14 protein-coding genes are annotated in these 15,058 nt (G+C 66.4%); 2 read left to right on the top strand and 12 right to left on the bottom strand.

What is annotated here, in order from left to right; all coding sequences use genetic code 11:
- Positions 1-14: 14 nt before the first annotated feature.
- Positions 15-1,016 carry a helix-turn-helix transcriptional regulator gene (locus D8I30_RS10755; RefSeq protein WP_121482740.1) on the bottom strand — a complete coding sequence of 334 codons (1,002 nt, stop codon included), beginning with the start codon at positions 1,014-1,016 and terminating at the stop codon, positions 15-17.
- Between the two features lie 77 nt (positions 1,017-1,093).
- On the opposite strand from D8I30_RS10755, the gene D8I30_RS10750 reads away from it, so the two are divergent.
- Complete coding sequence (locus D8I30_RS10750) at positions 1,094-1,396, top strand: hypothetical protein (RefSeq protein WP_121482739.1); 303 nt, start codon at positions 1,094-1,096, stop codon at positions 1,394-1,396.
- Between the two features lie 41 nt (positions 1,397-1,437).
- Positions 1,438-2,139, top strand: a complete 702-nt coding sequence (locus D8I30_RS10745) for an exonuclease domain-containing protein (protein WP_121482738.1) — start codon at positions 1,438-1,440, stop codon at positions 2,137-2,139.
- On the opposite strand, the gene D8I30_RS10740 is transcribed toward D8I30_RS10745, so the two are convergent.
- The 11 genes from D8I30_RS10740 to D8I30_RS10695 all read right to left on the bottom strand — a co-directional run bounded on the left by D8I30_RS10740 (position 2,136) and on the right by D8I30_RS10695 (position 15,058).
- Positions 2,136-2,741, bottom strand: a complete 606-nt coding sequence (locus D8I30_RS10740) for a hypothetical protein (RefSeq protein WP_121482737.1) — start codon at positions 2,739-2,741, stop codon at positions 2,136-2,138. The two genes, D8I30_RS10745 and D8I30_RS10740, sit on opposite strands and share 4 nt — an antisense overlap.
- Positions 2,738-3,613: a PD-(D/E)XK nuclease family protein gene (locus tag D8I30_RS10735; RefSeq protein ID WP_162938866.1), complete on the bottom strand. Its 876-nt coding sequence runs from the start codon at positions 3,611-3,613 to the stop codon at positions 2,738-2,740. The genes D8I30_RS10740 and D8I30_RS10735 overlap by 4 nt, the downstream gene beginning before the upstream one ends.
- A gap of 101 nt (positions 3,614-3,714) precedes the next feature.
- The gene (locus tag D8I30_RS10730) at positions 3,715-5,409 is read right to left on the bottom strand and encodes a hypothetical protein (RefSeq protein WP_162938747.1); all 1,695 of its coding nucleotides are present in this window, start codon (positions 5,407-5,409) and stop codon (positions 3,715-3,717) included.
- A gap of 64 nt (positions 5,410-5,473) precedes the next feature.
- Positions 5,474-5,635, bottom strand: a complete 162-nt coding sequence (locus tag D8I30_RS14450; protein WP_162938865.1) for a hypothetical protein — start codon at positions 5,633-5,635, stop codon at positions 5,474-5,476.
- A gap of 78 nt (positions 5,636-5,713) precedes the next feature.
- Positions 5,714-6,952 (bottom strand): type II restriction endonuclease, encoded by a 1,239-nt coding sequence (locus D8I30_RS10725; protein WP_121482734.1) that lies wholly within the window; start codon positions 6,950-6,952, stop codon positions 5,714-5,716.
- Positions 6,949-7,407, bottom strand: coding sequence for a very short patch repair endonuclease (locus D8I30_RS10720; RefSeq protein ID WP_121482733.1), 459 nt, complete (start codon positions 7,405-7,407; stop codon positions 6,949-6,951). The genes D8I30_RS10725 and D8I30_RS10720 overlap by 4 nt, the downstream gene beginning before the upstream one ends.
- A complete protein-coding gene (dcm, locus tag D8I30_RS10715; RefSeq protein ID WP_121482732.1) occupies positions 7,400-8,638 on the bottom strand; it encodes a DNA (cytosine-5-)-methyltransferase in 1,239 nt (412 codons plus the stop codon). The genes D8I30_RS10720 and dcm overlap by 8 nt, the downstream gene beginning before the upstream one ends.
- Before the next feature lie 143 nt (positions 8,639-8,781).
- Positions 8,782-9,441 (bottom strand): hypothetical protein, encoded by a 660-nt coding sequence (locus D8I30_RS10710; RefSeq protein ID WP_162938864.1) that lies wholly within the window; start codon positions 9,439-9,441, stop codon positions 8,782-8,784.
- The gene (locus tag D8I30_RS10705) at positions 9,438-11,216 is read right to left on the bottom strand and encodes an AIPR family protein (protein ID WP_121482730.1); all 1,779 of its coding nucleotides are present in this window, start codon (positions 11,214-11,216) and stop codon (positions 9,438-9,440) included. Before D8I30_RS10705 ends, D8I30_RS10710 begins: the two co-directional genes overlap by 4 nt.
- Before the next feature lie 4 nt (positions 11,217-11,220).
- Positions 11,221-12,231 carry a PD-(D/E)XK motif protein gene (locus D8I30_RS10700; protein ID WP_162938863.1) on the bottom strand — a complete coding sequence of 337 codons (1,011 nt, stop codon included), beginning with the start codon at positions 12,229-12,231 and terminating at the stop codon, positions 11,221-11,223.
- The gene (locus D8I30_RS10695; protein ID WP_121482729.1) at positions 12,221-15,058 is read right to left on the bottom strand and encodes a Z1 domain-containing protein; all 2,838 of its coding nucleotides are present in this window, start codon (positions 15,056-15,058) and stop codon (positions 12,221-12,223) included. The genes D8I30_RS10700 and D8I30_RS10695 overlap by 11 nt, the downstream gene beginning before the upstream one ends.

The following is a 15,058-nucleotide window of genomic DNA, read 5'->3' as shown; positions in this document are numbered from 1 at the left end:
CCATGATCGGCGCCCTACCCGACAGAAACGGTCGGGGTTCCACCGTGGCGCGCCATGGCGGTGGCGAGCGCCTCGCGCATCGTGGCCTTCAGCCGTTCGGGCCCCAGGATCTCGATGCGGTCGCCCCAGGTGAAGAGGTGCCAGGCCAGCTCGAGCATGCCCCCTGAACGGAACCGCACGATGACTGCGCCGTCGGGCAGGGTTTCCAGGGTCTGGTCCGCATGGAAGCGCCAGCCCCTGGCGTCCTCTGCCCCGTGCGGCAGGACCCGCAGGACCACGTCCTCCACCTCATCCTGGTAGACGCCGAAGGACCTGCCCGCATAGTCAGCCAAGCTGAAATCGTCCGGCGGAGCGGCCGGCATGTCCGTCAGTTCAATGTCCGAGATGCGGTCGAGACGCCAGTTGCGCGGCTCCTGCTTTCCGGCTTCAGCCCCCACCAGATAGTTCATCCGCTCGTAGAGCAGCCCCCAGGGCGCGATGGTTCGCAGCCGCCCCGGCGTCGAGCCCCCATGGTAGCGGAAGCGAACGGCGCACATGGACATGACCGCCTCGCGGATGACCGCCATGACGGCCGGATCATCCACCGGCCGCGGCCCGGCGCGGGCCACGCTCATCTCGGCGCGCGCGAGAGCCTCCACGTCCGGAGAAAGACGGCGCAGCGCCCGGCCCTTCAGCGCCGAGCGCACCTTGCGGTCGAGGCTCTCGACGATCTCCGCCCGGGCGACGTAGCCTCCGGCCCGCAGGACGGCTGCGGCCTGGCCGAGCTCGACCAGTTCTTCCGTGGTCGGCGCCTGGAAAAAGCCGTCGAGGCCGCCGGGTATGCGATAGCGCTTCACCGTGCCTTCAGGCAGCATTTCCATCTGGGGGAAGAGCTGTTCGAGGGCGTCCCGCATCCGCTCGACCGTCCGCCGCCCGGTCCCGGCGATCACCGCCATCTCGTCAAGCGTCAGCCCCTCGGCGCTGGCCGCGAGGCTCCGCGCCAGCTCCAGCAGGAGCCCGGCCTTCTCATGTCGCATAAAGCCCCCGCCTCACGACCGTTTCTGTCGGATTACGACCCTAGCCTGACCATAAGGATTGGCAAGGGAGGCCGGAAATGATCGGGATGACGCTGACGGGACATGCGGAGGCGAGAGCCAACCAGAGGGGCGTGCCCCGCAACATCATCGAGGCCATCCTCGATCACGCCGACATGGATGTTCCGGTCGGCGGCGGTTGCACGGCGCTGCGCCTCAGCAAACGTCGCCTGAAGGACGCCGCGCTTCGCCAACGGCTCGGCTCGCAGCTCGACCGTCTTGCAGGAATCGCGGTCATCTGCGCCGACGACACCGGCGATGTGGTCACGGTGCTCCATGATCGCGGCGGCGCCGAGGGGCGGCGCTACCGTCGCCTGCACTAGCATCGCCCCGCTCCAGCCCTTGGCCCTGACAAGGATACGCCTTGAAGCTTCGCGTCATAGATATCGAGACCACGGGCGCGGGCCCGGACGCCGAGATCGTCGAGATCGGCCTGGTCGACGTTCTTCTTGAGGACGAGCAGGCGCGCCTGCTCCCGCCGCAGGCCCGGCTTTACCGGCCCGAACGCGGCATTCCGCCCGAGATCATCGCCGTCCACCACCTCACGCCGGCGAAGCTCGCCCGTGAGCCTGTCTGCTCGCCGGACGAGATCGCCGCCTTCGTTCGTGACGGTGCGCCCGACGTCCTGGTGGCCCACAACTGCGACTTCGAACGCGGCTTCATCAAGGACGCCCATACCGGCGGCCTGCCCTGGGTCTGCACCTACAAGGGCGCGCTCAGGGTCTGGCCCGAGGCCCCGCGCCACTCCAACCAGGTCCTGCGCTACTGGCGCGGCCATGAGCTTGACCCCGCCCTGGCCATGCCGCCCCACCGCGCCGGCCCTGACGCCTGGGTGACCGCCCACATCCTGAACGACCTGCTCGCGGCGGCCAGCGTCGAGGATCTGGTCCAGTGGACGCGAGAGCCCCGCCTGCTGGCGCGCATCCCGTTCGGCAAGCATCGCGGCTCGGCATGGGGGGAAGCCCCCGCCGACTATCTCCAGTGGATGGCCCGCCAGGGTGACATGGATCCCGACACGGTCTGGAACGCGAGACGGGAGCTGGAGCGCCGGACGGTCGCCAGCTAGGAAGACAATCGGGAGGCAAGGACGGATGCAGCCTCGGACAGCCTGTCGAGGCGTACCCCGTCGGATTTAATGACAGCGAGAGGCGCGGTCACCCAACCTCCCAGTTCTGACGCTGTCCAGGCGTCAGATGGCGTTCCCGAGTCCAGCATCTTACTGCCGGCCCACAGTATGACGCCATGCGCGTCGTCCAGATTGACCGAGCTTTGGATCACATCGCCCTGCGGCGTCAGAACTGTGATAAAAAGGGCCCGATTCGTGAGGTTGTCGCCCCCGACCACCCAGGCGAAAGCGTCAACTATAGAGCCGTCATCCACCCCCCTGTCTGCGAGTTCTCCTTCTCTCAGAAGACGGTGCCCGGGGAGATGCTCTTGGAACGCCTCGCCCCAGGTTTTCATCCAGAGGTCATGCAGGAACAGCAACAGGTCGACCTTGACCGTCTGGGCCGTCAGCCATGCGCGTCCATAATCGGGCCAGTCCTCGACCGGCAGATCGCGCGGGACCCTTGCTTCCGTGTCCCAGAGCTCCCTCACCGCACGGGCATGAGCCATGTCGGAGACGTAGAGGCGCACGCCGGGCGGACAGGCCAGGTTCGGTTCGGTCATGAAAATCTCCGGAAAAGTTCTGATCTGAAGAGGCTGAAAACCCGGTCGTCGTCGCCGGACGCCGCCAGGCGGCTTTCCCAGCGCGCGAGAAGGCCCCGCCAGGTACAGAAGCGCCAATCCTTGTTGCGCCCCAGTTCCGGCGCCCGCGCCGGAGCGAGGAATACATATCTCGTCCCCGGCAACTGCCGCGTCCGGTTCCGGTAGGTCGACAGCTGCCCCTTGCCCACGGCGGCGTCGCACTTTGCCTCGACGACGACATGACGGCGTTCGCCGTCCGGCCCGGCAAGGGTGAAGAAGAGGTCGAGGGCGCCGTTTCTGCGCGACTCCTTCCGGGGGCGCTTGCGACCGATCGATGCCGGGTCCTTCTCGGCCTCGACGGTGATGCGGGAGGACCGGATAAAGTCACTCCAGTCAGCCTCGAAGGCGCCTGGCTCCCCCATGAGCGCGATCAGGAAACAGCCGGAGCGATCAATCCCGTTTCCGGGTGATCGGGAAAGCCACGAGGCAAGTTCGCGCGTGATCTGCGGTTCAGTCAGGCGAATGTGGTTGAACAGCGACGGACCGCCGAAGGGATGGCCCTTCCAGAAAGGCCCCCACAGGCCTCCGCCCGCCCAGAGCAGGTCTGGTTCCGCAGGCGGCGTGAGAGCGGCGTTCGCAAGGAGCCTGACATCGCACAGAACATCCGACCTCCGATGGACAGCTGCGCGAAGGAGCAGATCCGGACGCAGGTCGGGAACAATGCCCGGCAGAAGTGTCGCCCGATCCTCGCCTCTCATCATGCCCCCCGAGCCAGCCATTTCTCTATCGCCGGTATCCCAGCCGACGCCAACCTCAAAAACGACCGGAGCCGACGCTTTTCCAAGATAGATCAATCACCTGGGGTATAGACGCGTCCGGTTCGACAAGACCCGGCCCCGGACCGTGAGGCGGCCAGCCGAACACCTCGTCGCTGAAGGCCCTAACGGGAGCATCCCTACCGGTCGCTTCCACAGATCGCCAGAAACCCGTTAGGGAGATCGACCTCGATCCCATCATCGGTTTTCGTCCAGGCGTAGCTGTACAACTCCACGCCGCAACTCCGGGTCGCCTCGACAAGGGTCGCGCTCGGTTCGAACGCCAGCAAAAGCACCTTCCTGTGGTCATGCAGACCGAGCATGCTGGAATAGAGCATCAGCTGGCCGACGCCTTCGTAGACGTCCGCTGCGGATCGGCCTGTCTTGATCTCGAGCAGAATGCGGCCTTCGGCCCCCGCGATCACGCCATCAACCTCGTAACCGGCCTGATGTCGCAACTTCGAGAGCCGGGGTCCAGGAGACTTGAGGAGATCCTGCAGCCGGAGCCAAACCTCGCCGTGAATCCGGTGCACTTCCGCCTCCGGCTGTGTGACAGCCTTGCGGGTGAAGGTTCCGCCGGTCTCCTCTCCCGCTGTCAGCGGTGGGGACGACGGGGCCGGGACGCCTGACCCGGCCTTGGCCGCTGCACGGGCCTCCATGCATCTCAGTACAAAGTCGGCGGTGCTCGCCGCGATCTCGTCCGACGCCTTGTCGAGGTCGGCGACAATGTACCACTCACGCACAGTCGGGGCTGTTCCGCCGGTGACTTCCACCGGCGTCAGGCCGGTCAGTCGCCGGAACTGTTCCCCACGCACCTCCGGTCTGCCTCTCAGCCAGCCCTGCCGGATCAGGACCCGTCTGCCAGAGGCATCCCGGGCGATCGCGGAGAGCCCGTTGGCGTCCGCGCCCTTGAGCGGCGCACTGATCGTCACGCTCAGGTCATGCCGGAACCCGCCCAGATGTATGTCCGTGCGGTCCGCGCGCTTGTCCGAGGGACGAGGCGAGAATATCACCGAATGGGCGTCCATCCACAGAAGACCGGAACCGAGCGACCGCGCCTCCCCCGTCAGGGCGTTAATCCACCCGTCCCAGGCCTCATCGACAATCGCCAGATCGTCCTCCAGCATGAGAGGGACGCGCGGCTTGCGCGCGGCCACTACCGGATACCCGGCCGCTTCCAGCAGCCTGTGACATATACTGGCCGCGCCGCCTGAAAAATCGGCCGGCTCGACGCTGAACCCGAGCGCGTCGGAAGCGGCCAGGCCGAACACCGCCTTCGGCGGCAGCCGGGTTTCCTCATCAACGACGACTTCATATTCTCTCGCGGGACCGAAGCCGGGCGCCGAGGCAGGGTCGCGCCGCAGACGTTCGACCGCGTTCCGGATATGAGTCGCCGTAACCTTGTTCAGATCGTGAGCGGGCAATCGCTGTTCACGCCCCGCTGTCCACCTCACCCCGAGAATTCCTTCAAGGTCCGCCCCCCTCGCCTTCTGGCCAACCCGGATGCGGACTTTCTTGACGCGACTTCCCCCTCGTCGAGATCCGGGGGGCCTCTGGAAAATCTGCATACGTCCCGACATCAGCCGAAACTGCTCTTCAGGTCTTGCCTGGAATTCGTCCCGCTCAAGAATTACACGCGCTTCAAGCGGTAGGTGGCGGACCTCCTCGGTATCCAGCCAGGCTCCTTCCACGCGAGCGCCGGCAGCCTGGATCCGGGTCAGGAGAAGACGAAGCGCCGGACCGTAATCAATATTCCGCGCGCTTGCCCGGCCCTTGGCGCCCCCACGACTATGGAAGATGAATTCATCACCCTCGATGTCGAGATGGGCGTCCATGGGCTCACCGCTGTCGGCTATTACCCGAAACGACATTTCCACCCCCTTCCTGGCTGGCCCTGGTTCAACACGTCAGGGCCCGCACCAGCTGGCACGCCATTTCAGCGACAAGCTTCAAGAAGAACACGGCCAGGGTCAGCGCGACGGCGCCGACCAGAACAAGAAAGAGCGGCCAGACAACCGCCCCCGCCCCTGTCAGCGACAGCACGATCAATGCGACCAGCACCGGGAAGAACCCCGGGCCTCTTTCCCGGCGACGATAGCCGACCCTGCGCCCCATTGATTTGCCTACCGCATGATCCCGTTACGCCTGGGGCTGGGTCCCGCCTCCCGGTCCCTGGCGCTCCGAAGCCAGATCTATGAAATCACGCAAGGACGACAGATCCGGTCGTTGAGAGGCCCGGTAGCTGGCATGGATCGAGGCCGGCAAGACCAGTTGCAGGCGCTTGTCCTTCATCTCCGTCGTCTGGCTCTCCGAAATGCCCGGCTCGAGCGTCAAAAGGTGCTTGTGCTCGATCCGGGCCGCCTCGGACAGGACCTGGCGCCAGCGATCCTTGCAGGTCGTCTTGGAGCCGAGCATCAGCAGGCGTTCCGCCGGAACCGCGGGATCATGGTAGGCGGCCGCGCCCGGGAAGAGAAAGTCGGGCCGGTTGTTGTTCTCGGTCCTCGCCCCCCGCTCGACGTCCAGACCGAAGGCCTGGAAGACCACTTCCACATGGTTCTCCAGGGCCGCACCCGCGCGTGACTTGCGGCGGTTCTGCACGCCCAGGGAGAAGCCCAGGAAACCGTCCACGTCGACCTTGCCGTCAGCGTGGAAGCCTTCGGAAAGCCGCTCCGAAACGATCCGGCGCTCGAGGCGACGGAAAAGTTGCTCCTCCCGCTCGATCCAGGCCATCAGGACCGCGTCCGGGTCGTCCCGGGGATCGAGGTTCCCCAGGCTCTTGCGTGCGAACTCCGAGAAAACGCGCGTCGACGGGAAGGCCAGACCGAACTGTTCGACCAGGGTGTCGAAACGCTCCTCCCCCGGACCCTCGGCCTCGATCCCGAGCTCCTCGAGCACCATGCGGGCCAGGAATCCCGCCTCGACCGGCGAGGTCGACAGGTCCCGGGTTTCCAGCTCCAGGGCGCCGGTCCGGTCCATGTCGAACAGCCAGAACAGCTGGGCGAGCACCGAACTGCCCGCCGGCGCGATGATCACCAGGACCTCGTCGTCGGGGCGAAGGGCCAGGAAGAAGCCGTCGCCGGCCCTGGCCAGGGGCACGACCTCATTGGGCGTATAGTAGAGATGGTGCTCGGTCCGCGTCGGATGGGCGGCCCGGGCGTCATACCAGGTCAGGCGCCCCGGCCCCGAGACGCGGCGCTCGTCGTCCAGGTAGAGGAAGGTGGCGGTGAGTTCGCGTCGCGGCGCCGTGCCCAGCAGTCGTTTGAAGCCCGGATTGCCGTTGAACTCGTGCTGGTTGGAACGGAGGCGATCGACCTCCACCGCCGCGAGGCGCTTGTACATCACCCCGGTGAAATAGTCGGACAGCAGCCCCCTGCTCATTCATCCCTCCCCCTGATCTCGAGCCAGTCCCCGCCCTCTCTCGCCCACAGGGCGCAGGCGTCAAGCACGGCATCCGGGTCCCGGCGCGTCCGGCCCTTAAGCGCGCATTCCCAGACCACCGCGACCCGCCACCCGGCCTCCCGCAGGGCGTCGACGGCCCGCCGGTCCACCTCGCGATTCCGTTCGATCTTCGTGCGCCAGAAGTCCGGCCTGGAGCCCGGCATGCGGAACAGATGGCAGTCATGGCCGTGCCAGAAGCAGCCATGGACGAACAGGACGGCCCTTCTTGCCGGGAAGACCATGTCCGGACTGCCCGGAAGGTCCCTCGCATGCAGGCGATAACGGAGCCCGCGGGCGTGCAGGCCCCTCCTGAGGAGCATTTCCGGCTTCGTGTTCTTGCCGCGAATGCCGGACATCATCCGGCTGCGCGTCGCGGCGTCCACGACGTCAGGCAACGTCGCGCTCGGGCTCCTGCGCCGCCAGGGCCTTCATGAGATGCGGCTCCATGTGACGGGCGATCGCCTCGACCACCGGCACCACCACGGCGTTGCCGAACTGGCGATAGGCCTGGGTGTCCGAGACCGGAATGCGGACCGGCGGCTGTCCCGGCCGGTCGAAGCCCATCAGTCGCGCGCATTCCCGCGGCGTCAGCCGTCGGGGAATGCGGCCCTTGCCCTGGTCGATCAGGATTTCCGAGCCGTCCTTGTGATAGCGCGCCGACAGGGTGCGGGCGGTGTCCCCGGGGCCGACCAGGCCGAAACCGAAGCCGTTGCCCTTCTGCCGATGCTTCTCGGCGTAGTTCTGCAGATAGGTCCACAGGTGCTGGCTGAGCGTGTATTTCGCCGCCGCCTTGCCTTCAGGTCCCTCGCTGTACGGCGCCTCCGGCTCCTCGATCTCCGCAGCTCCATGAAGAATGGAGGCCAGGACCGGCCCGCCCTCGGGGATGGGCATGTCGTTCATGGAGAAGGCGGTCGGATCACGGAAGCCGACGATGAAGATTCGCTCCCGGTGCTGGGGCGTCCAGGGCTTGCCGTCCACCACGCGGTAGCTGATGTGATAGCCGAGCTGCTCCTGCAGGACGTCCTTGATCACCTCGAAGGTGCGGCCCCGGTCGTGGCTCAGCAGGTTCTTGACGTTCTCGAGCAGGAAGGCGGCGGGCCGGTGATGGGCCAGGATCCGCGCCACGTCGAAGAAGAGGGTGCCCTGGGTCTCGTCCGCGAAACCATGCGCCCGGTTCAGGGAGTTCTTCTTGGACACGCCCGCAAGGGAGAAGGGCTGGCAGGGGAAGCCGGCCAGAAGGACGTCGAACTGCGGGATGTCGGCCTCGGCGACCTGGCGGATGTCCCCGTTTACCTCATGGTCATCATACGGAAAGTTGGCGCGATAGGTCAGCTGGGCGTACTTGTCCCACTCGCTGGTGAAGACGCATTTGCCCCCGATGGCCTCGAATCCGCGGCGCAGGCCCCCGATCCCGGCGAACAGGTCGATGAAACGGAACGCCGGTTCGCCGGGCTCCCGGCGGGCGACAGGCTCCTGCATCGAGCGTAACAGCCTGAGCACGGCCTCGCGCGGCTTCACCTCCCCGGATTCCCAGCGGTAGGCGGTCCGCTCGTCATAGCCGGCCGCACGGGCCGCCTCGGCCACGGTCAGTCCGGCGCGCTGCCGGAGCGTCGAAAACTCGCTCACGAATCACCTCTGGGTCGATTTCCGACAGAATGTCGCAAATCGGCCCGTGGAGAACAACCCGTGAACAGCCCCTGGAAAGGATCCGCAGACAGAGACCTGGGGACATCTTTCCCGCACTGCCCCCGGAGCGCTCGACCCGGTCCCTAAGGCGCGGGAACCCAGCCGCCCTCGTCCGCTACCGCCTCGCGTTCCTCGCCGATCGCCTTCTGCATCTGCAGGAGAGAGGCCCTGATCGAGGGATCGGCCTGGACCAGCTCGCCCGAACTCTCCCCTGCCCATTCATCGGCTGGCGTCCCGGTCCCCGACAGGGCCTCCCGGATCCTCGACCGGTCGCCGGCGTCCAGCCCGAAGGCGGCGAAAGCCGCGCCGGGCTCGGCTTCCAGACCGAACATCCAGGCGATGCGGGTCGCCGCCAGGCCTGACCCGGGGGCCAGCAGCATCAGGGTGGCGCCGTCGGGCTTGCGGGCGATCACCAGCAGATCGCCCTCGCGCGCCCGGCTCGTGACCTTGTTGTCGACGTAATAGAGCCGGTACTCCGAGCGTGTCGGATGACGAGCCCTGGCGTCATACCAGGTGAGCAGCCCCTCCTCCCTGACGAATTCCCCGTCGTCCGGCATCCAGACAAAGTCGGTGATCACACGCTGCGGGCTTTCGGGACCGAACAGCCTCATCAGGGCCCGGCCGCCGTTGAACTCGTGCTGGTTCGAGCGGGCTGCGTCGGTCTCGACGGCGGTCAGCCGCTTGAAGGCTATCGCGCTGAAGGTCGCGGCAAGCGCGCCGCGACGTCTGGCGAAGTCCTTCACCGGACGAGTTCCGGCACGCCGGACGGCGGCGGCGTGATCCTGCCCGCCTTCACCGCTTCCCAGCATTCGTCCTTCTTGGCCCACTCGGAGACCATCCGGGCGCCGGCGCTCTGCCGGAGGATCCGGTCGACGTCCGCCGCCACCTCCGCGATCCAGGCGGACAGCTGCGGCGACAGGCCCTGCTTCAGCCAGACGGCCTCCAGGGAGAAGGCAGGCCCGGCCAGACGGGCGACCGAGGCCACCGTATAGGCCGTGATATTGGCCTGGTAAGACTGGTAGCCGCCGCTGCGGACGATCTTCTGCACGGCCTTGAACAGGATGACCTGGGCGATGAAGCCCTTGTAGGCGGCGACATCCGGCAGGGCGGCCTCGCCGTCGCTCATCTCGGCCATGAAGCGCTGGAAGTTCTTCTGGGAGCCGAGCGACACCAGCTGGGGCTTGCCGGCCCAGGCGTTCACATATTTGGCCAGGTCGGTCTTGGTCAGCTTGCGGGCCGGCGGGATGGCCTCCTTCAGCTGGCGCAGGCGCGCCGGCGTCGTGCCCTCGCGGGCCAGCAGCACATTGTAGCTGCCGGCGGCCCGTTCGTAGAACCAGCGCCCGACGCCGTCCGGACAATAGGTCGACAGGGCCAGCTTCTCGAGCTCGACATGGAAGGGCTTGTTGGCCGACAGGTCGGAGATCTTCACCACATTCTGGCTGTTGGCGTAGCGGGAGATGTCGCTGACCAGCCGCTCCTCGGCGTCCGGATCGTGCTGGTGCAGGACGATGACCTTGGCCGGAACGCGCACCCGCGCGAGATCAACGTCCGGGTGCTTGCGCTTGGTGAAGTAGATCGAGGCCGTGGTCTGGCCGCCGTTCACGATCTGCATGCCCTTGAGCCAGGAGATACCGGCGGACCCGTCGGGGGTGCGGGACAGGCCGGCGCCGTCGGCGATCAGGACGATGCCGTTGTTGTAGGCCATGAAGCGCTCGGGCTCGTCGCGCAGGGTGTCGCGGATGCCCTGGTTCACCTTGCCGGTCTGGCTGAGGAAGGAGCGGACATTGGCCTCGAGCAGGCGCGCGCCGAACTTCTCGTACAACTGGCGCAGGGCCGCGCCCGGGATGGCGGTCAGGGCGTAGTCATAGTCGTCGTTCTCGCCCGGCACATAGACGCACGGCAGCGGCGAACCGCAGACCTCGTCGAAATTGACCACGAGTTCATCGCGCGGCTTGCCCTCCGACCAGTGACGGAAGAGACGCTCGATATCCATGACCTCGAGCCGGACCGATTTGCCCGCGACCTCGCGCGGCTTGTAGTTCCGCGTCTTCGCCTGGCGGTCGCTCAGGATATAGACGCAGATCTGGTCCAGGCCGTCGTAGCAGTCGTTGACGGTCTGGCTGAACTCATAGGCCTCGTCGGCGGGATCGATCGCCTTGAGCAGCTTGCCGCCCGCCGCTCCGTTCAGGAACTTCAGGCACTGTTCGGCCGCCCTTGTCACCTCGGCGTCCGCCACGGGCTCCACCGTCTGATGGCCCTCATAGAGGGTCACGAACAGGTCCAGCCGGTCCGCCTCCTCGGAGACGGCGTAGCCGTTGAGCTTGAGATTGGCGTTGCCCAGCTTGCGCTCGATATGCAGCACCTGGGGATCATTGGTCATCCCGACCTCGGCCATGTGCTGCATGACGATGTCGGTGAAGGCCTGTTCGCCCCTGAGATAGGCCCCGGCGACGATCCGGTCGCTGACAAGGGCATCCACCTCGGAACGGGTCTGGACGAGAAATTCTTCAAGCGTCATGGGTTCAGAAAGCTCCGGCACGGACCAGGGCGTCGCCCAGGCTGAAGGGGGCGGCGGTCACCAGGTCAATATCAATGTCATAGGCGGCGGCCCGGATCTCGGGCCGCACAGCGCTGCGCACGAGGCGCGGGAAGGTCTCGTCCACGTCGAAGACGCGGATCTCGACGCAATGGAAGCGCCTCACATATTCGGAGGCGACGTCATCAAGATAGCCCGCCAGCAGGAGAGCCCGCTCCAGCATGGCCAGGGCGCGGCTGTCGCTCCCCATGAGGCCGCGGGCGCGCTCGACAAGGCCCGGCAGGGTCAGGCCGTCTTCCTGCAGGCACAGCCGCACCGCCGCCAGCAGCACGGGCCGTCCGGCGAGTTCATCGAGCTGCTCGAGCGAACTGATCCGCGCCGGAAAGCCGGTGACCGAGAGGGTCGTCTTGACCTCCAGCCCGAGGGTCCCGGTCTGAAAGTCCTGGAGGCCCCCGGCGGGCCCGTTCCATGCCCCGGCGACGCCGGCGGGCGAGGCGCCGCCCTCGATGAGCCGGCAGAGCACCGTCAGTTCTCCCGCCAGCCCGGTCTCCTCCTCGGGCGGCAGAACCCCGCTGCGGGGACGACGCATGAAATCCTGCCATGCCCGGATTCGGGTCAGGGTCAGGCCGAGCAGGGAGGTCTCCGACCGTTCGCCCGCCGTGGCGACGGCCGCCACCACGTCCGCCGCCATCTGGACGAAGAGGTCGCGTCCCGCCCCGTTCTGCCGGGTCAGGCACAGCCAGCGCCCGAAGGCGGGCGCGAAGGCCTCGGACGAGACCTCGACACGGAAGCCCGCCCCCTCCGGCAGGTCGGCCTTCTTCGGAACGACGTCCGAGTTGAAGCCGATGAGAAGGGTCTCCTCTCCGCCGGGATAGACGATGCCCGCCCGGAAGCGGGCCGTCGCCGTTCCCAGGGCGACGGTGGCCCAGCCCTCCGCGCGTTCCTGACCGGACAGGGCGTTCCAGGCGAGTTCGAGTTCCTCGGTATCAGTCAGCACCGCCATACTCCTGCGTCCAGGCGACATTGTTCACCTTGTACTCGACCTTCTCGCCCTTCTCGGTCGACGGGAAACTGAGACCTATCGCCACGACGGGCGGCAGATCCCGGGCCACCCCATCGCCCGCCTCCTTCGGATCCAGCAGATAGATCAGCAGCAGTCCGCGCTCGGGATGCCCCGGGCTGTCGGGCGTTCCTTCCCCACGTATGCGGCGGATGGCGGGGCCGGACGGATCGGAAGGCTCCTCCCCGTCCTTCAGACGCGCAGGGTCCTCGCGCCAGACGGATCGCGTCAGGTCGAGTGCGGCGTTCCACTCCGCCTCGTCGAGGTCCAGGGTCTCGTCGCGCGGGGAGAGCAGACGACCGATAGCATAGCGCCCCGCCTTTCCGGTCGATTTGCGCTTGAGCATGTCCACCCGGAATCCCGGCGTCAGCTCATGATCCTCGCCCTGCCCGCCGCCGATAACCGCCACGGTCCAGGACGTGAGTTCAGAGACGGCGTTCATCTTGGCGATGAACTCGGCCAGCAGGACGCTGTTGACCTTGTAGGCTTCCGGGTGGGTCTTGTAGGCGCCGAGGAAATCGATGATCTCGTTCGCTGGCACATCTTCCCAGAGCCGGCCCTTCCACTTTTGCTCGCTGTCCCCGCGCTTGCGGACCGGATCGATCTCGCCTGCGCCGAGGCGGGAAACCAGAGCGGCCGTGGCGTCGAGGTTGCCCTGGAGCACTGCCCGGTCCGTGAAGAGAGACACGGTTTCCGACACCTGGCCGCTGAACGACAGCATCAGATTGCGCGCCGAGCGCATCTTGAGCCGTGACGTCACCATGAGCACGGGATGGGACTGCACCTTGAGACCATAGTCACGGGGCGTGCCGCCCGAGGCCACCATGAGGTCGAACTCGTCCCGAAGTTCCTCGGCGGCGTCTGCGATATGACCGAACCAGTCGCCCAGTTCATCAGTCGTATAGAGACGGCACAGGTCGATATAGCCGGGCCGGTAGCCGAACCAGCGGCCCATCTGCATCAGGGTGTCGTACATCTTGGAGGTGCGCAGGAAGTAGCTGGTGCACAGCCCCTCCAGGGTCAGGCCGCGCGAGAGCTTGTCGCCGCCTACGGCGATGATCTGAAGTCCCTTGTCCTTGTGGTCAGCGTAGTCCAGCGCATCCTTCGCCGTGCCGTTGATCATGCGCACGTCGGTATCGGCGACCACGGCGGGCAGGATTTCGAGTACCTCGGCCCATTCCGGCATATCGTGATGATCCGCAAGGGCGGGAAAATCCCTGGCTGCCCGCCGGCTGGTCGGCAGGAAGTCATCAACCCAGAGACGCTCCATGCGGGCCAGCGCTTCCTCATGGCCGATGCGGCGGGACAGACGCTGGTTGAGGGCCGACACATGGGCGGCCACCTGCTGATGGACGGCCTTCTGGACCGATGTGAAACGGGTGATGTGGATCAGCATCGACGAGTGCTCGCCAGCCTGGCCTCTCAGGCGGCGGACGGCGCACGCCAAAAGGAAGGCGTCGATCGCCTGCTCGAGGCTTTCCGGCAGACCGCTGTCCCGGTCGATCTTCGGCACATGCCCGTTCTTGTGGGTATGGGGCATCCAGCCTGCCTTCCCGTCCTCCGAGGCATGATCGGAAACAGACCGGAACAGCGGCAGTCCAGGCGTCCGGCCCCCCGGCGCCTGGAGGCCGAACACTTGGGCCGGCCCGACATAGCTTGAGGGAGCCCCCAGATTGACGATGAAGGCCGAGGGGAAGAGATCCGGCCCTTCCTCCTTCGTCTCGTTGCGCTCATGGATGAAGATGTTGGCGAACGGCGTGGCCGTGTAGCCGACATAGGCCGAGCGGGTGAAGGTGTTGAGAATCCTGCGCGTAAGGCTGTTGATCGCCGTGGGCTGGTGCTCGGCGTCCGGCAGGCCGTCGTCGTCATAGACCTGCTCGCCGGTATCGACCGAGGCGTGGTCGGCCTCGTCGTCGATCAGCAGAAGAGGCAGCTTGGTCACCAGCTTGCGCCCCGTCTCGGTATCCTGGGCGTCGGCGACATGGTTCCGGATCCAGCCCAGGAGGCGCTCAAGGACCGTCTTGTTCTTCTTGATGACAAACAGCCAGGGGCGCTGTTCCGGGGTGATGCCCAGGGTCTTGGCCCGCGCGGTGCTGAAGTCGCCCTTGTCGGTCCGGTTGGTCACATAGTTCGGCCTGATGGCGAGATCGCCGTCGATCAGGCCCACCCCGATCGCCCTCAGGTCCTCGGCGATGGGATGCGTCTCATAACCGAGGAAGCCCTCGTCGAGACGCATCTGGGTCTGGGCCCGCAGGTTGTTATGCAGGCCCGCCAGGACGATGATGATCTTGTAACCAGCGTCGGCGGCCTTGCAGATCAGGCCTGTATAGTTGCCCGTCTTGCCGGACTGGACATGGCCGACGACCAGGCCCCGCCGGTCCCAGGGACCGTCCCGTTCCGGATCCTCCAGCATGCCGAGGATATTGTCGGTCGAACGGTCGAGCGCCTCGACCGCGGCGTCCGACATCTTGCCCTCGACGAACTCGCGATAGCGCTGCCAGTAGCGCCAGTCGCCTTTCCTGTCGGCCTCCAGCCAGGCCTTGTGGCCCTCCAGGCTGCTGATGGAGGTGTCCGCGCTGATCCACACGCTGAAACGCCGGACGAGCTCGGTGATCGCGGCGTCACGATCCAGCCCCTCGCGCCAGGCCGGTTTGAAAGCGAGCACCTCATCGATCTTCTCGCTGATCAGCCCCGGGCTGATGGCGCCCGGCTCCTGGTCGAGGAGGAGTTCCTGGGTGAATTTGACGACTTTTGCGTTGGGCAA

Origin of the sequence: Brevundimonas naejangsanensis (assembly GCF_003627995.1) — a bacterium.
GTDB lineage: Bacteria > Pseudomonadota > Alphaproteobacteria > Caulobacterales > Caulobacteraceae > Brevundimonas > Brevundimonas naejangsanensis_B.
The sequence above is the reverse complement of the archived record's forward strand: the minus strand, read 5'-3'. Positions and strand labels throughout refer to the sequence as shown.